This window comes from Azospirillum sp. HJ39 (assembly GCF_041507355.1).
GTDB lineage: Bacteria > Pseudomonadota > Alphaproteobacteria > Azospirillales > Azospirillaceae > Azospirillum > Azospirillum thiophilum.
In genome coordinates, this window is sequence record NZ_CP167911.1 from 2,106,378 (window position 1) to 2,126,875 (window position 20,498).

A 20,498-nucleotide genomic window follows, 5' to 3' on the forward strand; every position below is an offset into this window, starting at 1 on the left:
CCGGTGTATTGTTTTCTGGTTCCTGCATCAAACGGTACACCCACACCCATGGCCACCCGCTCCGCTCTCATCAACGTCATGGTCCGCGCCGCCGAGAAGGCCGCCCGAGGTCTCGTCCGCGACTTCGGCGAGGTCGAACATCTCCAGGTGTCGCGCAAGGGGCCGGCCGACTTCGTGTCCGCCGCCGACCTGAAGGCCGAACGCACCCTGCGCGAGGAACTGCAGAAGGCGCGGCCGGAATTCGGCTTCCTGATGGAGGAGAGCGGCGCATCCAAGGGCAGCGATGCCGATGCGCGTTGGATCGTCGACCCGCTCGACGGCACCACCAACTTCCTGCACGGCATTCCGCACTGGGCGATCTCCATTGCCGCCGAGCGGGGCGGCGAGATCGTCGCCGGCGTCATCTACGCGCCGATCGGCGACCAGCTGTTCTGGGCCGAGAAAGGTGCCGGCGCCTTCGTCAACCACTCCCGCCTGCGCGTGTCCGAACGCCGCCGGCTCGAGGATTGCGTGATCGCCACCGGCATCCCCTTCAAGGGCCGCGGCGACCATGCCGGTTTCCTGAAGGAGCAGGAGGCGGTGATGAAGGAGGTCGCCGGCATCCGCCGCTTCGGCGCCGCCTCGCTCGACCTCGCCTATACCGCCGCCGGTCGATTCGACGCCTATTGGGAACGCGGCCTCGCGCCGTGGGATTGCGCCGCGGGCGTGCTGATGGTCACCGAGGCCGGCGGTTTCGTCGGCGAGATCGACGGTGGACGCAACCCGGTCTTCACCGGCAACGTGCTCGCCGCCAACAGCCATCTCCAGGTGCCGGTCGCCCGCCTGCTGAAGAGCGCCAAGGGCTGAGGCGTTGCGGCTGGAGCGATCGATAGGCTATGGTTCGCAGATCAAGGGTTTGAGTGGACACATCGCTTTGGGCCGCTGGGAACACGCCGACCGCAAGCTCCGTGCCGTCGCCGCCACGCTGTGCGCGGTCTGGGCGCTCTGTGCGCCAGCGCAGGCGGCAGCCCCGCCTGCGCTGTCTCTGGAAAACGCGGTTCCGCTGCCTGTCCCGCCGCGCCCGAGCCTGCGCACCCCTCCGACCGTGAAGGCACCGCCGCGGCTCGTCCTGCCGCAGCCGCTGGAAGCGCCGCCGTTGCCCGACTTGACGGAAGGCCCGGCCCAACCGGCGCCGCGTACCGCCGCCCGCGATCAGGGGACGCAACCGTCCGCCCCGGCCTCCCAGGCGCCGGCGCCCCCGCCGGTCTCCGGCACCGCACCGGTGGAGCCGCCGCCTGCCCCGCGGACCGACACAGCGGCGCTGCCGCCTGCCCCGGAAGCGGCACCCCCTGCGGCTAGCCTGCCACCTTCGAGTGTTTTGAGCCTTGCGTTCCAGGGCGACGCCACCAATCTGCCCGATACGGCCGACGCCCTGGTCGACCGGATCGTCGAGCGGCTGCGCGCCAGCGACACCGCAAGGCTCCAACTGAGGTCCTATGCCAGCGGCACCGCGGACACGGCGCGCGAGGCACGGCAACGCTCGCTCGCCCGGGCGCTGGCCCTGCGCGAGCGGCTGACCGCCTTCGGGATCCGGAGCGCCCGCGTCGATGTCCGCGCGTTGGGCGTCGAAGAGGGAAGCGGGGCGGCCGACCGTATCGACATCGTATTTCTGAACGAGTAGCGCCCACCAGTAGAGCCCACAGTGCGCGGGGTCTGATCGGAACATCCCCTTCGGAGCATCATGACCGCCACCATCCCGACGTCCCGACCGCAGGAGATATCCGCCCTCATGACACGCCCCGCGCGGTTCCTGACCCGGATGATCCTGTTCCTGGTGGTTGTCGGCATCGTATGCGGGCTGCTGTTCCCCGCCCTGCGCTCCGCCTTCCTGAACAACGCGCCGCTGAACGGCGTCATCCTCGCCACGCTGCTGGCCGGCATTGCCTTCATCTTCCGCCAGGTGTTGATGCTGCGCCCGGAGGTGGACTGGCTGGAGCAGTATCAGAGCGGGGTTTCCCCCGCCACCCTCCAGGAACCGGTCCTGCTGGCGCCGATGGCCCGCATGCTCGGCGAGCGGCGCGGCCGGCTGACCCTGTCGGCGCTGTCGATGCGTTCGCTGCTGGACGGCATCGCGTCGCGACTCGACGAATCGCGGGAGCTGTCGCGCTACCTGATCGGGCTGCTGATCTTCCTCGGCCTGCTCGGCACCTTCTGGGGACTGCTGCACACCGTGCAGTCGGTCGGCAGCGTCATCGGCAGCCTGTCTGTGCAGGGCGGCGACGTCGGCACCATGTTCTCCCATCTGCAGCAGGGGCTGGAAGCGCCGCTGGTCGGCATGGGCACCGCCTTCTCCTCCTCGCTGTTCGGTCTGGCCGGATCGCTGGTGCTGGGCTTCCTGGAACTCCAGGCCAGCCAGGCGCACAACCGCTTCTTCCAGGATCTGGAGGATTGGCTGTCGAGCGCCACCCGGCTTTCGAGCGGCGCTGCCGGCGGGCTCGAATCGGGCGACCATTCGGCGTCGGCCTACCTCACCGCCCTGCTGGAGCAGACCGCCGAGAACCTCGACTCGCTGCAACGCACCGTCGCGACGGCGGAGGAAGGCCGCCGTGCCGCCAACGCCAACCTGATGGCCTTGACCGAACGGCTATCGAGCCTGACCGACCATATGAGGGCGGAACAGCAACTCCTGCTGCGTCTGGGCGAGAACCAGCTCGAGGTAAAGGGGTTGCTCGACCGGCTGGCGGACAATGCCACCGCCGGCTTCGACGACGCCTCGCGCCAGCATCTGCGCAACATGGACATCTACCTCGCCCGCATCGTCGAGGAGTCCTCCAACGGCCGCGTCCAGGCGGTGCAGGAAATCCGCAGCGAGATCAAGCTGCTGGCCCGCACCATCGCCGCGCTGGCCGAAGAAGCCGACCAGCAGCAGCGCTGATCTTACAGGGCGTCCTCGCGCCCGAACGGAGAGACCATGGCCAGCCTCAGCCGCCGCAACGGCCATCGCGACGCCAGCGCCTGGCCCGGCTGGGTCGACGCCCTGTCGTCGCTGGTGATGGTCGTCATCTTCCTGCTGATGGTCTTCGTGGTGGCGCAATTCTACCTTGCCTCCGCCCTGACCGGCCGCGACGAGCAGCTGACGGTGCTGAACCGCAAGATCGCGGAGATGAACGACCTGCTGGCGATGGAACGCGATGCCAACGCCGACCTGCGGGTCAACATCACCCAGCTGTCGACCGAACTGCAGACCTCCGTCGCCTCGCGCGACGACATGACGCTGACGCTGAGCCAACTCCAGGAAGACCGCGACCGCACCGCCCGCACGCTGGAGGAGTTGCAACGCAACGTCCGCGTGGACCGTGAAAGCCTGGACCTGAAGCTGAAGGAGATTCTCAGCCTCCAGGCCGACATCAAGGCGCTGCGCGACGCCCGCCAGAAGCTCGAAGGCGAACTGGCCGCCGCCGTCGCCGCGACCAAACTGACCGAGCAGCAGCGCCAGGCCCTGCTTGCGGAGCTGGGCACCACCCGCGACCGCGCCAAGGCGCTGGAAGCGGAGCTGGCCACCGCTGCCGAAAAGACGATGCTGGCCCAGAAGGACATCGACCAGCGCGACATCCGGCTCAAGGCCCTCGACTCCCAACTGGCCGACGCCCGCACCCAGGCGCAGACGGAATTGGCACAGCGCGACCTGCGCATCCGCGACCTGATGGCCTCCCTGACCGGCGAGCAGGCGGAGGGGACGAAGAGCAAGCAGCAGGTCGATCTGCTGAACCAGCAGCTTCTGGCTTTGCGCGAGCAGTTGGCCCGCATCGCCGCGGCGCTCGAGGCGTCGGAGAAGGCGTCGTCCGAGCAGAAGGTGCAGATCGCAGAGTTGGGCGCACGTCTTAACCAGGCGCTTGCCGCCAAGGTGCAGGATCTCGCCCGCTACAAGTCGGAATTCTTCGGCCGCGTGCGTGAGGCGCTGGGCAGCCGGCCCGACGTCCGCATCGTCGGCGACCGCTTCGTCTTCCAATCGGAACTGCTGTTCCCCTCGGGCTCGGCAACATTGGAAGAGGCCGGCAAGCAGCGGCTGGCCGACCTCGCCCGCACTCTGCTCGAGATCGGCAAGGCCATACCGTCGGACATCGCCTGGGTTCTGCGGGTGGACGGCCACACCGACGTCAAGCCGGTGCGCTTCCAGTTCGCCTCCAACTGGGAGCTATCGTCGGCCCGCGCCATCTCGGTGGTCAAGTATCTGATCGACCAGGGCATTCCGCCGGAACGTCTGGCCGCCGCCGGCTTCGGCGAGTTCCAGCCCCTCGACCCCGGCAATTCAGACGAAGCGCTGGCGAAGAACCGCCGGATCGAGATCAAGCTGGACCAGCGATAGGAACCGGCGGCCTCAGCCCTTCCACTCCTCGCGCAGGATGGCGTAGAGGACGTGGTCGCGCCATGCGCCGTCGATCCGCAGATAGCCGCGGGCATAGCCCTCGTGGGTGAAGCCGACCTTTTCCAGCAGGCCGCGGCTTGGCAGGTTGGTCGGCAGGCAGGCGGCCTCGACCCGGTGCAGGCCAAGCTGGCCGAAGGCGAAGTCGAGCACCAGCCGGGTACCGCCGGACACGTAGCCGCGCCGGGCATGGGGCTGGCCTGCCCAATAGCCGAGCGTGCCCATCTGCGCCACGCCACGGCGGATGTTGGTCAGGCCGAGCCCGCCGACCAGGGCGTCGGTGGCACGGTCGAAGATCAGGAAGCTGTAGCCGAGATCGTCGCGCCATTCCTGCGCCTGCCGCCGCAGCCGGCGGGCGAAGGCGGTGCGGGTCAGCGCATCGGCCGGCCAGGTCGGCTCCCATGGCGTCAGGAAGCCGCGTGAGGCGTCGCGCAGGTCGGCCCACTCCCGCCAATCCCGCGGCAGGGGCGGCCGGATGTAGCAGTGCGGCCCATCGAGCCGCATGGCCGGCGGACCGATCAGGCCGCTGCCGAGAAGGCGGATCATCGGATGACCGTATCCCCTCTCTCCCCCGAAAAGGGGGAGAGAGGCTCGGAAGGAGGGGCAGCGACCGCAGTCGTCATCGTCAGGCGAGGCGCTCCGCGATGCGGTCGTAGCTTTCCAGCTTGTCGATGGGACCGAGGGCAGCCACGGTCGGACGGCTGGTACGCAGGCGGGCGGCGGTCTTGATCACCGACTCGCGGTCGACGCCGTCGATCTTGGCGACGATCTCCTCCACCGGGATCGGGCGGTCGTAGATCAGCACCTGCTGCCCCAACTGCTCGCAGCGCGACATGGTGCTTTCCAGCGCCATAAGCGTCCCGGCCTTCAGCTGGGCGCGGGCGCGGGCGACCTCGTCCTCGGTGACGTCGGCCCCGACCTTGGCGATCTCGTCGCAGACGACCGGGATCAGTTCGGCCACCTCGTCCTCGCCAGTGCCGGCATAGACGCCGAACAGGCCGCCGTCATGGTAGCCGCCGGTGAAGGTGTAGATCGAATAGACCAGCCCGCGCTTCTCCCGGACCTCCTGGAAAAGGCGCGACGACATGCCGCCACCCAGCAGGGTGGAGAGCACCGAATGGGCATAGAAGTCCGGATCATGGACCCCCACCCCGTCGAAGCCCAGCACCAGATGCATCTGCTCCAGGTCGCGGTCCTCGCGGAAGTCGCCGCCGGTGTAGCTGGCCGGCTCCGGCTTGGGCGGCGCCCCGCTCGGCAGGTCGCCGAAGGCCTTCAGCGCCAGATCGACCAGCCGGTCATGCTCGATCCGGCCGGCGGCGGACAGCACCATGCCGGGCGCACCGTAATGGCCGGCGATATAGTCGACCAGCGCATCGCGCGGCAGCGCCCCGACGATCTCGGCGGAGCCCAGCACCGGGCGGCCGATGGCCTGCCCCGGATAGGCAGTGGACTGGAAATGGTCGAAGATGATGTCGTCGGGCGTGTCGGCGCTCTGCCCGATCTCCTGCAGCACCACGGTCCGCTCACGCACCAGTTCCTCGGCGTCTAGCATCGAGTGCTGGAGCATGTCGGCGATGAGGTCCAGCGCCAGCGGCGCATCCTCGTGCAGGACCTTGGCGTAATAGGCGGTCTGCTCGCGGGTGGTGTAGGCGTTCAGTTGCCCGCCGACATTCTCGATCTCCTCGGAGATGCGGAAGGCGGAGCGGCGGCGGGTGCCCTTGAACAGCATATGCTCGACGAGATGGGCAACGCCATTGACGCTCGCCGCCTCGTTGCGGGTTCCCACCCCGACCCAGCAGCCGAGGGATACGGACTGCACGTCGGGCATGGTGTCGGTCGCGACGCGAAGCCCGTTGGGCAACGTCGTCACACGAATGGAACTCATGCGGCCTCCTGGGCGGCGCGGGCGCGCGCGGTTACGAAGTCCTGCACTGCCTTCAAATCGTTCGGCAGCTCGGACAGGCGCTCCTCGCGCACATAAAGATCGGACAGGCGCGGCGGCAGGTCCGGCCGGCGGCCGGTCGCCTTCTCCACCGCGTCGGGGAACTTGGCGGGATGGGCGGTGGCAAGCACCACCATGGGAACGGACGGATCGACCCGGCCAGCGGCAACGGCGGCACGGGCGGCGCCGATGCCGACCGCCGTGTGCGGGTCGAGCAGATAGAGGCTGCCCTTCCAGACGTCGGCGACGGTCGCCATGGTGGCGGCCTCGTCCACCCGATGGCCGGAGAAGATCGCGAGTGCGCGGGCGAGCTGGGCCTCGGTCACCGCGAACTTGCCCTCGGTGCGGAAACGGTTCAGCGCCGCCGTCACCGCGGCGCCGTCACGGTCGAGCAGGTCGAACAGCAACCGCTCGAAGTTGGAGGAAATCTGGATGTCCATGCTGGGAGACAAGGTAGGCACGACAGGCGCCGCGACCATGGCCCCGCTGGCGAAAAAGCGCGCGAGGATGTCGTTGCTGTTGGAGCCCACCACCAGCGCCTCCACCGGCAGCCCCATGGCGCGGGCGCCGTAGGCGGCATAGACGTTGCCGAAATTGCCGGTCGGCACGGTGAAGGCGACCTTGCGCTCGGGCGCGCCAAGCGCCACCGCGGCGGTGAAGTAATAGACGATCTGGGCCATGATGCGCGCCCAGTTGATCGAGTTCACCGCCGACAGCCCCATCCGGTCGCGGAAGGCGGCGTCGTTGAACATCGCCTTCACCAGATCCTGGCAATCGTCGAAGGTGCCCTCCAACGCGATGTTGTGGACGTTGGGCGACAGCACGCTGGTCATCTGCCGGCGCTGCACCTCGGACGTGCGGCCCTTGGGGTGCAGGATGAAGATGTCGACGTTCCGGCGGTCGCGGCAGGCCTCGATGGCGGCCGAGCCGGTGTCGCCGGAGGTGGCCCCGACGATGGTCACCCGCTCGCCGCGCTTGGTCAGCACATGGTCGAACAGGCGGCCAAGCAGTTGCAGCGCCACGTCCTTGAAGGCCAGCGTCGGCCCGTGGAACAGCTCCAGCACCCAGGTGGTGGGGTCGATCTGCACCAGCGGGGTCACCGCGGCATGGTCGAAGCTGGCATAGGTGTCGCGGGCGATGGCGCGGAACTCGTCCTCGGCGATCGCGCCGCCCAGGAAGGGCAGCATGACCCGCACCGCGATCTCGCTGTAGGGCAGGCCACGGAGCGCGCGGATGTCGTCGGCCGTGAACTGCGGCCAGCTCTCCGGCACGTAAAGCCCGCCGTCACGGGCCAGCCCGGCCAGGAGAACGTCTTCAAAACCCAGGACCGGGGCCGCGCCCCGCGTGCTGACGTACCGCACCGTTTCCACTCCGTCCGATGAAGTGGGCATAGTTAGCGAGGACCCCGCCCGCACGCAAGCGGTGCGGGACGCGCGGCGCATATTCCCCCGGCGTGGGTGTGCCTGGTGAACGCGGGCCGCCGAGCGGGGATGGAACGTTTGGAACGCCGTGAAACGGTTTTCCGGGCGCTGTTCACCTGTTCCATCGCCCCGCGGGACAGGCCCTTACCCGAACAGGGCGTCGATATCGGCCTGGCTGATGTTGCCGCTGTCGGGGGTGGCCTCGGCCGGACCGTGCAGGTCGAGATCCTCGTCCTTCTTGGTGACCGACGGCGGGAGCGGCATCGCCTCGAACTCGCGCTTGTTCCACAGCCCCATCATCGCGTCGACGCGCTCCTCGATGAAGGACATGGCGCGGACGACCTTGGTGATGCGCTGCCCGGTCAGATCCTGGAAGTTGCAGGCCTCGTAGATGCGGACGATGACGTCGACCATGTCGTTGACGCGGTCGTTGTGATAACCCTCGGGCAGCGAGGATTTCAGCTCCGAGACCACCTCTTCCAACTCTTCGGCGCAGGCCATGATGGTGTTGGTCGCGGCCTCCGTCGCGGCGACGACGGCGCTCAACTCCTGGCTGGCCTGCTCGAACTTGTCGTCACCGGCCAGCGGGTGGCGGATGGCGGCCATCTCCACCTTGGTCGCCTTGATGCGGCCGGAGATGTCGGCGATCTCCACCTGGATCTGGTCGATCTGCGCCGCGTCCATTGCGAGGAAGCGGTCCAGCTTGGCGCCGAGATCGCCGATCGCCCGGATGACTTCGGTGTTGTCGGCCTGGACCACCTGGGTCGGCGCCGGAAGGGCGGCGGCTGCCGCCCCATCCTCGATCAGTGCCTGGAACGGGTGCCCGGACTTGCGGGCTTTCTGAAGCTCGGCCATGAAGGGCTTGGTCATCTGCTTCATCCTCGGTCCCGCCTCTCGGAAACGGCCGGCTGTGGCCTTGTGTGATGGATTGTCGGTGGAGTGTCTGCTGGCGTGTCTGTTCTGTGTCGTTAGGCTCGTCAGGCCCCGTCCGGCCAATCGGCCGGCCGGTCGGGTAGACCTGTTGGGGGACATCGGGTGGAAGCAGGCCGGCTGCCGGACTGGCCGGGCCGGCCGGCCTCCTATCCGAAGAGGGCGTCGATGGCCGCCTGGTCGAGCGGGGTCGGAGGCTCCGCTGCGACAGGCGCCGGGGGTGCGGCCGGCTTGGGCGGAGCCTTGGCCTTCGGCGCGGCGCCGGGGGGCTTCGGCACCGGCTTCTTCGCCGGCGGAGCGGCAGGCGCCGGGGCGTCGAACATGCTGTCGATGTCCGCCTGGCTCGCCTTGGCCGGAGCCGCGGCGGGTGAAGGCGCGTCGAACATGCCGTCGATGTCGGCCTGACTCGCCTTGGCCGGAGCCGCGGCGGGTGAAGGCGTATCGAACATGCCGTCGATGTCGGCCTGGCTCGCCTTGGCCGGAGCCGCGGCGGGTGCAGCCTGGACCGGAACCGGAGCATCGAACATGCTGTCGATATCCGCCTGGCTCGCCTTGGCCGGAGCGGCCTGAACCGGCGGCGGCGGTGGCGGAGGCGCGGCCATCGGCGCCGGACTGTCGAACATGCTGTCGACGTCGGCCTGGCTGACGCCGTGGCCGTCCAGTTGCGGGCCGTTCAGCAGATGGGCGTCGGGGCGGCTGTCGGTCTGCTCCTCCTTCACGACGATGCCGGCGAGGCCGTCCTCGCCCCAGATGCTGATCATCGCCATCACGCGCTGCTCGATGTAGCGGAGCGCGTTCACCACCTTGCTGGTGCGCTGGCCGGTCAGATCCTGGAAGGAACAGGCGGTGAAGATGTCGTTCACCTGCGTGTCGATCTCGTTGCACATCGACGGGTCGGCCCCGCTGGCGCGCAGCTTGCCCGCCAGATCCATCAGCCGTTCGGCGGAGTTCAGGATCTCGAAGGACGCACGTTCGGTCGAGATGACGATGGCGTCCAGTTCGTTGGTGGCGGACAGGATCTTGTCGCCCGACCCGTCCGGGGGCCGCAATGCCGCCACCTCGCGCCGCGCCTGCTCGATCGAGGCAGCCATCTCCATCAGCTCGCGGCGCAGGACGCCGACATGCTTGCCGGCCTCCACCGCCTCGTTCTGCCGGCTCCAGGAGTCGCGGAACTCCTGAAGCATTGCCCGCACCTCCTCCGTCGCGGCCCCGAGGGACCGCCGGTGAAGCCGCCGCAGGAACGCCCTGCCCTTCGCCGACCGGGCGATGGCGTCCTCGATCTGCTCGAACTCTTCATCGGACAGCTGCGGAAGCTGCTCCAAACCGGTCCACTCCCCAAACTGGATGCGTCAGACGCCGCCTGTGCAGGCGAAGCGCCGGACTTGAGCCGCCGTCCGCCCGAACCGGCAGCGTTGGCCGGTCGCGCTGGCCGATCCCCGGGATCGGCCGTCCCGATCAGCCGCCGATGACGGCCTGGATCTTCTGCTTCAGCGTGTCGGCGTTGAAGGGCTTGACGATGTAGTTGTTCACGCCGGCCTGCTTGGCGGCGATGACGTTCTCGGTCTTGCTCTCGGCGGTGACCATGATGAAGGGGGTCGCCGCCAGCTTGGCGTCCGCACGGATTTCCTTCAGCAGCTGCAGTCCGGTCATCGGCTCCATGTTCCAGTCGGAGATGATGAGGCCGAACTTGCTCTCGCGCAGCTTCGCCAACGCCGACACGCCGTCGCCGGCCTCGTCGATGTCGGTGTAGCCGATCTGGGTCAACAGGTTCCGCACGATGCGCCGCATGGTGGCGTAATCATCGACGACGAGGATCTTCATCTAGACGTCTCCGCAATATTCCGTTGCCGGTGTCTCACCGGCCGTTACGCCCACCCGGCGCGGGGGCTGCGCCGTAAACCGGGAAGTGATGCCGACTGTAGTGCCCTAACTGCCGCCAAAAGTCATCCCCTTGGGTCACACTGAAGCAGGTGGGTAAAGAACGTGTTACCACGAGCATCGGCATTCCGGCGATTCAGCCCGGCCGGCATCGGGAGCGCCCCCGATGGACAGCGCTCCCATGACAGGTCATGAGCCCCGGCCGGTCATGTGCCGCAGCTCACAGGGGCGCGGTCGCCGCTTCCAGCCAGCGGCGGGTCTCCCCGTCCAGCAGGGGGGACAGCGACTCGCACACGCGGGCGTGGTAGGCATCGACCCAGGCGGTTTCGGCACCGGACAGCAGCGCCGGCTCGATCGCCTTGCGGTCGATCGGCACCAAGGTCAGCGGCCGGAACCCCAGCATCGGCCGCTCGGCCCCCGCCAGTTCGCCCTCCGCCTCCAGCGGCTCCACGACGATCAGGTTCTCGATGCGGATGCCGTAGGCGCCGGTCCTGTAGTAGCCGGGCTCGTTCGACAGGATCATGCCGGGCTGGAGCGCCACGCTGTTGCCGATCTTGGAGATGCGCTGCGGCCCCTCATGCACCGACAGGAAGCTGCCGACGCCGTGGCCGGTGCCGTGGTCGTAGTCCAGCCCGGCCTGCCACAGCGGCAGCCGCGCCAGCGCGTCGAGCTGCGAGCCGGTCGTGCCGCGCGGGAACCGGGCGGTGGACAGGGCGATGTGGCCCTTCAGCACGCGGGTGAAGCGGTCGCGCATCTCCGCCGCGGTTTCCGGGGCGAGGTCGCCCACCGCCAGCGTGCGGGTGACGTCGGTGGTGCCGTCGAGATACTGGGCGCCGCTGTCGAGCAGGAACAGGCTGCCCGGCTCCAGCCGGCGGTCGGTCTCCGGGGTGACGCGGTAATGGACGATGGCACCGTTCGGCCCGGCCCCGGCGATGGTGTCGAAGCTGACGCCGCGGAAACGCTCGTTCTCGCGGCGGAAGGCCAGCAGCCGCTCCACCACCGCCAGTTCGGTCAGCCCGCCCTTCGGCGCCTCCTCCGCGAACCAGCGCAGGAAGCGGACGATGGCGGCGCCGTCGCGGATGTGGGCGGCGCGGGTGCCGGCCAGCTCCGCCTCGGTCTTGCAGGCCTTGGGCAGGGCACAGGGGTCGCCGTCGCGCTCCACCCTCGCCCCCGCCAGCTGCAGGCGGTCGACGATCCAGGCCGAGGTACAGGACGGGTCGGCAAGCACACGGGCGGAGCCGCGGGCGACGGCGTCCAGCGCCGGCCCGAACTCCTCCACCGGCCGCACGCGCACCCGGTTGCCGAGATGGGCATGGGTCTGCGGCGCCAGCTTGCGACCGTCCAGGAACAGGTCGACCGACGCGTCCGCCGACAGGATGGCGAAGGACAGCGGCAGCGGGGTGCAGGGCACGTCGGCGCCGCGGATGTTGAGCAGCCAGGCGATGCTGTCGGGCTGGGTCAGCACCGCGGCGGCGACGCCCTTGCGCCCGAGCTCCTCGGCCAGACGGCCGCGCTTGTCGGCGGAGCTTTCGCCGGAGAAGGCCTCGTCCTGCGGCACGACGGGGGTAAGCGGGGACGGCGGCTGGCCCTGCCAGACGGAATCGACCGGATTGTCCTCGCAGGGGAGCAGCAGGATGCCGGCGCGCTCCAGGACGGGGCGGGTCTTCTCCACCCAACCGATGGTGTGCAGCCAGGGATCGAAGCCGAACCGCCCGCCGCCGGGCAGCGCCGCGACGATCCAGTCGGTCAGCGGATCCTCGACCAGATGCCGGTATTCATAGAGGTCGGCCGGCACCTCGGCCCGGACCTGGAGCGTGTAGCGGCCGTCGACGAAGATGGCGGCGCGGTCGGCGGTGACCAGCATGTTGCCGGCGGAGCCAGTGAAGCCGGTCATCCAGGCCAGCCGCTGGGCACGCGGCGGCACATATTCGCCCTGATGCTCGTCGCCGCGCGGGACGATGAAACCGTCGAGGTCGCGGCGCTTCAGCGCGGCGCGCAGGGCGGCCAGCCGCTCCGCCGGACCGGGGCGGGCCGGCTGCGGCTCGGCAGCCAGCAGCGCCTTCAGCGCCTGGAGCTGGTCGGCCAGCGCGGGCGGCAAGTTCTCGCCGACCAGCACCAGCCAGGCCGCCGCATCCTCCGCCTCCGGCGCCGCCAGCACGCCGGCGAGCAGCGCGCGGACGTCCGCGGGGGTGCGGCCGGTCCCGGCCTCGGTCAGCAGGGTCGCAAGGGCGTCGTCGCCACGGTAAGCGCCGGAGTGGTTCGCGCTGGGCACGGAACGGATTCCTCGGAAGGGTGGAGCCTGTGTCCCCAGGCTAGGCACCCGGCCGGGTCTGCGCAAGCGGCGGTGCTGCGTCCATGGCGGTTGGGGTGGTCGGGTACGGCGGGTAGCCCCCACCTATCCTCCCTCGCTGGGCGGGGGAGGGTCAGGGTGGGGGCGAACTCCCCTAAACCGGCAACCCCGCGTCGTCGGGCAGTCCCAGCCGTTCCAGCACGCGCTTGCGCGCCTCGCCGCGCTCGACGTCTGAGACGTGCAGCAGCCCGCCGATCCGCCGCAGCAGGCTGGCCTCCAGGTCGTTCAGCACGCCGTCGGCGTAGGCGACCTCCCACAGCATCTCGACGATCCACAGGCGCCGGCCGGGCGGGCAGCGCTCCAGGATGACGGTGACATAGCGGTGGTAGGGGGAGACGTCCTCCGTGTCGAACACGGCGGCGGACAGCAGGTCCTGCGCCTCCTCCTCGCTCAGCTGGAAGTGGCGGCGGGCGGCGGCCATGATGCGGTCGCGCTCCGCCTGGGTGATGGTGTCGTCGGTGCGCGCGGCCTCGACCATCAGGGCGGCGGCGGCGGCCTGCAGGGCGTCCTCGCCCGGCTCGGCGCCCTCGTCGCCTGCGAACAAGGACCGGATGCGGTTCAGCATGGTGGCTCCCCAGGACTGTGTCGGGACATCGTCCCTAGGGGAAATCGCAATCCGGCCCTTTGGTTTCAACGGCCCCCGGCTTAACGCTTGACCACAAGAGTGGTCCATTCCCCGACCGGGATGCGGGCGACCAGCCGCAGGCCCTGGTTGCGGTGCGCCTGGATGACGTGGCGCTCCTGCCGGTTGAGCAGGCCGGCCAGCACGGCATAGCCGCCCTTCTTCAGGTGGCGGCGCAGCTGCGGCGCCATGCGCGACAGCGGGCGGGCCAGGATGTTGGCGGTGATCAGGGTGTAGGGCTTGTGCCGCCCGACGATGCGGGTGTTGTAGCCGTCGCCGCCCTGGGCGCGGATGCTGTTCTTCGCCCCGTTCAGCGCGGCGTTGATGCGGGTGACGCGCACCGCCTCCGGGTCGATGTCGACGGCGGTCACGGCGACGCGCCAGCGCTTGGCAACCGCCAGCGCCAGGATGCCGGAGCCGCAGCCCATGTCGAGCGCCCCGCGCCGGCCGCCGCGCGGCAGCTTCAGGTGGCGCGACAGCCGGTCGAGCGCCTGGAGGCAGCCGTTGGTCGAGCCATGCTCGCCGGTGCCGAAGGCGGTGGCGGCATCGACCAGCAGCGGGATGCTGCCGGCGGGAACGGTGCCCTCATGGTGCGAGCCGTGGACGAAGAAGCGCCCGGCGCGAATCGGCGGGAAGCCCTGGTAGCTGTGCGACACCCAGTCGATCGGCGGCAGGTTCTCCACCGCCAGCCTCGGCTCGTCGATGCCCAGCGCCTTGGCCAGCACGGCAACGCGGGACTGAAGGCGCGGTACGTCGGGGGGGCCGTACAGCGTCGCCTCGACCAGCCAGTCTCCGCCCTCCTCCAGTTCGAAGGTCGACACCGCATCGGCATGGTCGCCCACCGCTTCGGCGAAGGCCGGCACATGGGATTCGGGAACGACAAGCGCGATGCGCCAGAGCGGGGTTTGCGACATGACAGGGGCTTTCCGACGACGACGCGTGAACAGAGGCGGCGTTTTTAGCATCAAGCCGGAGCGAGACCAAGGCTTCCGGTTGTCGGGGACGATCCCTATCGCAGCCGTCCTAGCGACCCGGCCTCATCGCGCCGACAGCCGGTCGGCGATGTCGTGCATGCCCTGGGCGCGCAGGACCGTCTGGCGATGGCGCAGCAGGCGGCCTTCCAATGCCTTCTCCATCCCCGCACCGCCGAGCGTCAGGCCGTCGGCTCCCTTCAGCCGGTCGGCAAGGCCGCGGGTCAGCGCGCCTTCCGCCTTGGCGTCGCGGCGGTCGAGGGGCTGGTCGGTGGCGATGCTCCGGCGCAGGCGATCCACCAGCACGCTGCGGCTTTGTGGCGCACGGCCTTGGAAGGCCAGGCGGCAGACCCGGCGAAGCGATGCCGCCATCGGCGCCAGCGCCGGGTCGGGGTCGCGGTCGAACAGGCCGTCGGCCAGTGCGCAGAGACCGTCATGGAGGCTGGCCTGCGGCCCAAGCAGCTCCTTCACCGTGTCGGCGGACCCCATGACGTCGGCCACCACCCCATCCAGCAGCGCCAGATGGCGGGGCACGGCCCCGTCGCCCATCATCGCCAGCAGCAGGTCGAGCTTGCCTGCAAGCGGGCCGCCCGACTCCAGGTGCTGGGACAGCAGCGTCAGGAACAGGGCGTCATGGCCGGCTTCCCCCACCGCCTCGAAGATGCGGCGACTGGTCGCAGGCAGGTCGTCGGCATCGAAGCGGGGCAGCCGGCGCCGTTCGGCCAGCGCATCGCGGGCAGCCCCGGTGACCGCCTCCACCAATTGGCGCAGTTCGCGGGCGCGGGCGGCGTGCGATACGCCGTGGAGGTCGGCATGGTGGCGGGCGATGGCGTGGATGGCGGCGCCCAGCAGCGCCCCCTGCTCGTCCAGCCGGCGGAACAGCGGCCAGGAATGCAGCAGTTCGGTCGGGGTGACGCGCTGGGCATCCAGATAGGGGCGCAGCAGCCGGCCGATCACCACCCGGCTCTCGAAGCTCCGCAGATCGTCCGGCTCGCGGCAGAGCGGCGCCCCCTCCGCCGTGCCGCCGAGGGTCAGCCCCTTGTGCTGGGACCGGACCGCGGTCTTGTGCAGGATCACCGTTTCCAGCGACAGCCCGGCGACAGTGCGGAACTTCACCACCTTCGCCTCGTCGACGCCGGGGGCCGCCAGCTGCGAGCGGGCGGCGGACAGCGCCGACTCCTGGTCGGTGTAGGCGCCCTCGATGAGCCAACGGCCCTCGCGGCGACTCTGCACCTCGAAACTGATGCTGCCCGTCCCGAACACGGCGGAAGCCCCCGGTGCTGTTGCAGTCCTGCAATCCTGGACCACGACGGCCTGCAGGCGCTGTGACGACCGTCACAGTGCGGCAAACCGTCCACCCCGAGGGTCAGGTCGCCTTGTCGGCGGGGACGACGAAACTGTCCATCACCTTCTTGGCACCGGAATGGTCGAACTCGATCTCCAGCTTGTCCTCCGCCACCGCGATGACGGTGCCGTAACCGAATTTCTGATGGAACACGCGCGCACCCTTGGCAAAGGGCGCGTCGGGCCGCGGACGCGGCGCCGCGGCATAGGCGCCCTGGTCGAGCGTGATGGTCTTTGGCGCCGGAGCCTGCCGGGTGGAGCCGCGGAACTGGAAGCCGCCCCCCATTCCCCCGCCCATTCCGCCGGCACCGTAGCCTGCCGCCCCGCCGGCAAAGCCGCCGCGCCCGCCGCTGCCGGCGAACAGGCCGTTGGCCGCCTCGATCTCCACATTGTCCTGCGGCAGCTCGTCGACGAAGCGCGACGGGATGGAGCTGACCCAACTGCCGTAGAGCCGCCGGTTGGCCGCGTGGCTGACATAGGCGCGGCGACGCGCGCGGGTCAGGCCGACATAGGCCAGCCGCCTCTCCTCCTCCAGCCCGGCGATGCCGGTCTCGTCGAGCGCGCGCTGGTTGGGGAACACGCCCTCCTCCCAGCCCGGCAGGAAGACACGGTCGAACTCCAGCCCCTTGGCGCCGTGCAGGGTCATCACCGTGACCTGCTCGATCCCGGCGGCCTCGGCATTCTCCATCACCAGCGCGACATGCTCCAGGAAGCCCGGCAGGTTCTCGAACTCCGCCATGGCGGTGACCAGTTCCTTCAGGTTCTCCAGCCGGCCGGGCGCCTCGGGCGTCTTGTCCTCCTGCCACATGCGGGTATAGCCGGACTCGTCCAGGATGCTACGGGCGAGCTCGGTGTGCGGCACCGTCTCCATCAGCGTCCGCCAGCGGAAGAAGTCCTGCAGCAGGCCGCGCAGGGTGGCGCGCAGCTTCGGCTTCAGCTCGTCCGTTTCGGTCAGCAGCCAGCCGGCCTCGGTCAGCGACAGCCCGCGTGCCCGCGCCGCGGTGTAGAGGGTCTGCATCGCCGCCGGGCCGACACCGCGCTTGGGCAGGTTGACGATGCGCTCGAAGGCGAGGTCGTCGTCACTGGAATTCACCACGCGGAAATAGGCCATCGCGTCGCGGATTTCCTGCCGCTCGTAGAAGCGCGGGCCGCCGAGCACCTTGTAGGGCAGGCCGAGCGTGATGAAACGCTCCTCGAACTCGCGGGTCTGGAAGCCGGCGCGGACCAGGACGGCGATCTGCGACAGCGGCGTGCCCTTGCGCTGCAGCGCCTCGATCTCCTCGCCGACCCAGCGCGCCTCCTCCTCGCCGTCCCACACCGCCTTGACCTTCACCGGCTCGCCGCCGTCGGCCTCGGTCCACAGGGTCTTGCCGAGGCGGCCCTGGTTGTTGGCGATCAGGCCGGAAGCGGCGGCCAGGATATGGCCGGTCGAGCGGTAGTTCTGCTCCAGCTTGACGATGGTGGCGCCGGGGAAGTCGGTTTCGAAACGCAGGATGTTGCCGATCTCGGCACCGCGCCAGGCATAGATCGACTGGTCCTCGTCACCGACGCAGCAGATGTTCTTGTGCGCCTGCGACAGGATGCGCAGCCAGAGATACTGGGCGACGTTGGTGTCCTGGTACTCGTCGACCAGGATATACCTGAACTTGCGGTGATACTCGGCCAGCACGTCCGGGTGGCCCTGGAAGATCGACAGGTTGTGCAGCAGCAGGTCGCCGAAGTCGCAGGCGTTCAGGGTGCGCAGCCGATCCTGGTAGGCGCGGTAGATCGCCACCACCCGGCCGCCGGCCACGTCGCCGCCGTCGCTGTCCGCGAGGCGGTCGGGGGTCAGGCCGCGGTCCTTCCAGCGCTCGATGGCGCCCAGCACCTGGCGGGCTGGCCATTTCTTGGAATCGATGTTCTCGGCTTCCAGCAGCTGCTTGATCAGCCGGACCTGGTCGTCGGTATCGAGGATGGTGAAGTTCGACTTCAGCCCGACCAGCTCGGCATGGCGGCGCAGGATGCGGGCGGCCAGCGCATGGAAGGTGCCGAGCCACCAACCCTCCGGCTCGATCCCCATCAGGTGGGCGACGCGCTCGCGCATCTCGCGGGCGGCCTTGTTGGTGAAGGTCACCGTCAGGATCTGGAAGGCGGCGGCGCGGCGCGTCATCAGCAGATGGGCCAGCCGGGTGGTCAGCACCCGCGTCTTGCCGGTGCCGGCGCCGGCCAGCACCAGCACCGGACCGTCCAGCGCCTCCACCGCCGCCCGCTGGGTCGGGTTCAACCCGTCCAGATAGGCGAAGCGCTGCACCGCGGCCGCCAGGGCGGCGGAAGAGGCTGCGGGGGGAGCGGCGTGGCTCAGCGGATCGTCGTCGTACGCGTCTGACATGGGCGGCCCGGCCTGGGGATAAGGAGAAAACTCAGCGCAAGCATGGGAATGCTGTCTTGCGATTGGAACGTATATAGCACAGGCCGCGCGTCCACGAACCCCGTGAGAGGCCATCGCACCCATTCTGGCGACGCGCCTCGCGGCGCACCCGGGGCGGACGGGGTTCCAGCACTCCGTGTGGGGATGGCCGGAACGGGCCGCTCTACGGCATTGTGACGAATTCCGCTTAGGCCGAAAGGCCGATGGTGCAGCCATACGCCTCTACCGACCGGGCGACGGAACAGTCGTCCATGGCTTATTCCTGCCGATAATCAAGTCTCAGGGCGCTTATGCTCAGAGTCCCGATCAAATCAAGGGAAGCACGTTAACGATTTCCCCGTTTATGTCACAGGCAGTTACTCCTACAGACCAGAGAAAACACAATTATGACCGCATCTTGTCTTATCCGGTCTTACGGCATATGCCCATTGCTGGACGCGAAATTTACCTAAGCGAAATTTTGCAGCGCGCAAATCGGGGGTATCTATGGATCACAACGAGGCACCCCCGCACCCTGACGGGGAAGCGGACCGGACGCAGGAGCGACGGTCGGGGATGCCCCGGATGCGCCATTCGGCGCCACATCGATCGGAACGGAACAAAAGGCGGGCTGCGACCATGGATGCCATCAACGTTTTCCTCATCGACGCCAACAAGCTCTTCCGTGAAGGCATGAAGCGCCTGTTCGAAGGCACGCCCTTCAACGTCGTCGGCGAGGCCGGCACCCTGCGCGAGGGGCTGTCGTCGCTCGACACCGGCACCACCCCCGACCTGATCCTGATCGACCTGCCGAGCGGCGCCGATGAGGAGGTCGAGGCGATGCGCGTGCTGCGCGAAGCCCATCCGTCGATCCGGATCGTCATCCTGACCAACGACCTGTGCACCCGCCGCCTTTCGGCCGCACTCGGCGCCGGCGCCGGCGGCTATCTGCTGAAGGACATCGCCTGCGAGGCGCTGATGCAGTCGCTGAAGCTGGTGATGATGGGTGAGAAGGTGTTCCCGACCCATCTCGCCGCGCTGCTGGTCAGCGGCCGCACCGACGACATGGGGACCGAACTGCCGACCCGCCGCAAGGGCCTGTCGCAGCGCGAGGTCCAGATCCTGCGCTGCCTGCTGAACGGCAACAGCAACAAGATGATCGCCAACCACCTGAACATCACGGAAGCCACCGTGAAGGTTCACCTGAAGAGCCTGCTGCGCAAGATCAACGCCTCGAACCGCACCCAGGCCGCCATCTGGGCGCTGAACAACGGCATCGGCGACCAGACCGCCGAGGCCGGCGTCGCCGCCACCGTCTGATCCGCCGGCCTGCCGCTTTCTTCCGACTTCCGGTCCGACGTCCGCCATGGCCGTCCGCCCCTCCATCCGGGGGCGGCGGCTGGCGGAGCGGGTGCCGGACGACCCGCGGAGCGGGCGCCGGGCATAGAGGAACCGGCCTAAGACCAAAAGCGGGCTACAGGGCCGGAATGACCATGCTTATGTGAACGTCCGGGCCGATGGCGCCACCCCGGCGTCCCATCGCCGCAACATCTGGAAATGCCCGCGATGAACGTGCTGATCGCCGACGATCACCTGTTGTTCCGAGACGGTCTGCGCCGCCTGCTGGCGCAATTCGATGCCGACATGACGTTCTTCGAGGCCAGCACCTATGACGAGGTGCTTTCCCTGTGCGACGGGACGCGGCTCTTCGACCTGATCCTGCTCGACCTCGGCATGCCCGGCTGGACCGGCTTCTCGGCCTTGGGCGACATCCACGCCAACCTGCCGAAGGCGCTGCTGGTGGTGGTCTCGGGATCGGAGAAGCGCTCCGACCTGCTGGCCGCGCTGGAGAACGGCGCCGCCGGCTACATCCCCAAATCCTCCAGTGCCAAGGTGCTGCTGGGCGCCCTGCAACTGGTGCTCGCCGGCGGCATCTACCTGCCCGAGCAGGCCATCCGCGGCGGCGACCGCGTCGACCAGGCCCATGGCGGTCATGGCGGCAACGGTTCCGGCGAACAGATGGACGATTCCGCGCCGCTGGGGAACGGCAACGGCGACCAGCTGACGCCACGCCAGCGCGATGTTCTGGCCCGCCTGCGCGACGGCAAATCCAACAAGCAGATCGCCCACGAACTGGGGCTGACGGAAGGCACCGTGAAGGTTCACGTCACCGCCATCCTGCGGCATCTGGGCGTGCGCAACCGCACCCAGGCGGCCCTCACCGCGCAGAGCTTCTGACGCCGGACGGCCCG

General features: G+C 69.1%; 17 protein-coding genes. 6 read left to right on the top strand and 11 right to left on the bottom strand.

Annotated features, from left to right (window positions below; genetic code table 11):
* Positions 1-48: 48 nt before the first annotated feature.
* Genes ABMY26_RS23305 through ABMY26_RS23320 form a run of 4 tightly spaced genes read left to right on the top strand, consistent with a single transcriptional unit; the run spans position 49 to position 4,345 of the window.
* Entirely contained in the window at positions 49-846 is a 798-nt protein-coding gene (locus ABMY26_RS23305) for an inositol monophosphatase family protein (RefSeq protein ID WP_045580608.1), read from the top strand.
* Between the two features lie 49 nt (positions 847-895).
* Positions 896-1,660 (top strand): OmpA family protein, encoded by a 765-nt coding sequence (locus ABMY26_RS23310; protein WP_372397004.1) that lies wholly within the window; start codon positions 896-898, stop codon positions 1,658-1,660.
* A gap of 60 nt (positions 1,661-1,720) precedes the next feature.
* Entirely contained in the window at positions 1,721-2,914 is a 1,194-nt protein-coding gene (locus tag ABMY26_RS23315; protein WP_372397005.1) for a flagellar motor protein MotA, read from the top strand.
* A 36-nt stretch (positions 2,915-2,950) separates the two neighbouring features.
* Positions 2,951-4,345 carry a peptidoglycan -binding protein gene (locus tag ABMY26_RS23320; protein WP_372397006.1) on the top strand — a complete coding sequence of 465 codons (1,395 nt, stop codon included), beginning with the start codon at positions 2,951-2,953 and terminating at the stop codon, positions 4,343-4,345.
* A 12-nt stretch (positions 4,346-4,357) separates the two neighbouring features.
* Here the strand turns inward: ABMY26_RS23320 and ABMY26_RS23325 are convergent, their stop codons facing one another.
* The 11 genes from ABMY26_RS23325 to ABMY26_RS23375 all read right to left on the bottom strand — a co-directional run bounded on the left by ABMY26_RS23325 (position 4,358) and on the right by ABMY26_RS23375 (position 18,228).
* A complete protein-coding gene (locus ABMY26_RS23325) occupies positions 4,358-4,948 on the bottom strand; it encodes a GNAT family N-acetyltransferase (RefSeq protein ID WP_372397007.1) in 591 nt (196 codons plus the stop codon).
* 79 nt (positions 4,949-5,027) lie between these two features.
* Complete coding sequence (locus ABMY26_RS23330; protein ID WP_372397008.1) at positions 5,028-6,287, bottom strand: M16 family metallopeptidase; 1,260 nt, start codon at positions 6,285-6,287, stop codon at positions 5,028-5,030.
* Positions 6,284-7,705 carry a threonine synthase gene (gene thrC / locus ABMY26_RS23335; protein ID WP_372397009.1) on the bottom strand — a complete coding sequence of 474 codons (1,422 nt, stop codon included), beginning with the start codon at positions 7,703-7,705 and terminating at the stop codon, positions 6,284-6,286. The genes ABMY26_RS23330 and thrC overlap by 4 nt, the downstream gene beginning before the upstream one ends.
* 204 nt (positions 7,706-7,909) lie before the next feature.
* Entirely contained in the window at positions 7,910-8,635 is a 726-nt protein-coding gene (locus tag ABMY26_RS23340) for a protein phosphatase CheZ (RefSeq protein WP_372397010.1), read from the bottom strand.
* A gap of 209 nt (positions 8,636-8,844) precedes the next feature.
* A complete protein-coding gene (locus ABMY26_RS23345; protein WP_372397011.1) occupies positions 8,845-10,017 on the bottom strand; it encodes a protein phosphatase CheZ in 1,173 nt (390 codons plus the stop codon).
* A gap of 133 nt (positions 10,018-10,150) precedes the next feature.
* Positions 10,151-10,516, bottom strand: coding sequence for a chemotaxis response regulator CheY (locus ABMY26_RS23350; protein ID WP_012974572.1), 366 nt, complete (start codon positions 10,514-10,516; stop codon positions 10,151-10,153).
* Between the two features lie 277 nt (positions 10,517-10,793).
* Positions 10,794-12,845, bottom strand: a complete 2,052-nt coding sequence (locus ABMY26_RS23355; protein WP_372397012.1) for an aminopeptidase P family protein — start codon at positions 12,843-12,845, stop codon at positions 10,794-10,796.
* A gap of 172 nt (positions 12,846-13,017) precedes the next feature.
* The gene (locus ABMY26_RS23360) at positions 13,018-13,488 is read right to left on the bottom strand and encodes a TerB family tellurite resistance protein (RefSeq protein ID WP_372397013.1); all 471 of its coding nucleotides are present in this window, start codon (positions 13,486-13,488) and stop codon (positions 13,018-13,020) included.
* 80 nt (positions 13,489-13,568) lie between these two features.
* The gene (locus ABMY26_RS23365) at positions 13,569-14,459 is read right to left on the bottom strand and encodes a 50S ribosomal protein L11 methyltransferase (protein WP_372397014.1); all 891 of its coding nucleotides are present in this window, start codon (positions 14,457-14,459) and stop codon (positions 13,569-13,571) included.
* A 123-nt stretch (positions 14,460-14,582) separates the two neighbouring features.
* On the bottom strand, positions 14,583-15,779 hold the full coding sequence (locus tag ABMY26_RS23370; protein WP_372397015.1) for a hypothetical protein: 1,197 nt from the start codon (positions 15,777-15,779) through the stop codon (positions 14,583-14,585).
* A 103-nt stretch (positions 15,780-15,882) separates the two neighbouring features.
* Entirely contained in the window at positions 15,883-18,228 is a 2,346-nt protein-coding gene (locus ABMY26_RS23375; protein ID WP_372397016.1) for an ATP-dependent helicase, read from the bottom strand.
* Between the two features lie 657 nt (positions 18,229-18,885).
* On the opposite strand from ABMY26_RS23375, the gene ABMY26_RS23380 reads away from it, so the two are divergent.
* Complete coding sequence (locus ABMY26_RS23380) at positions 18,886-19,566, top strand: response regulator transcription factor (protein ID WP_045580620.1); 681 nt, start codon at positions 18,886-18,888, stop codon at positions 19,564-19,566.
* Positions 19,567-19,812: 246 nt separating this feature from the next.
* Positions 19,813-20,484 (top strand): LuxR C-terminal-related transcriptional regulator, encoded by a 672-nt coding sequence (locus ABMY26_RS23385; protein ID WP_372397017.1) that lies wholly within the window; start codon positions 19,813-19,815, stop codon positions 20,482-20,484.
* Positions 20,485-20,498: the final 14 nt, after the last annotated feature.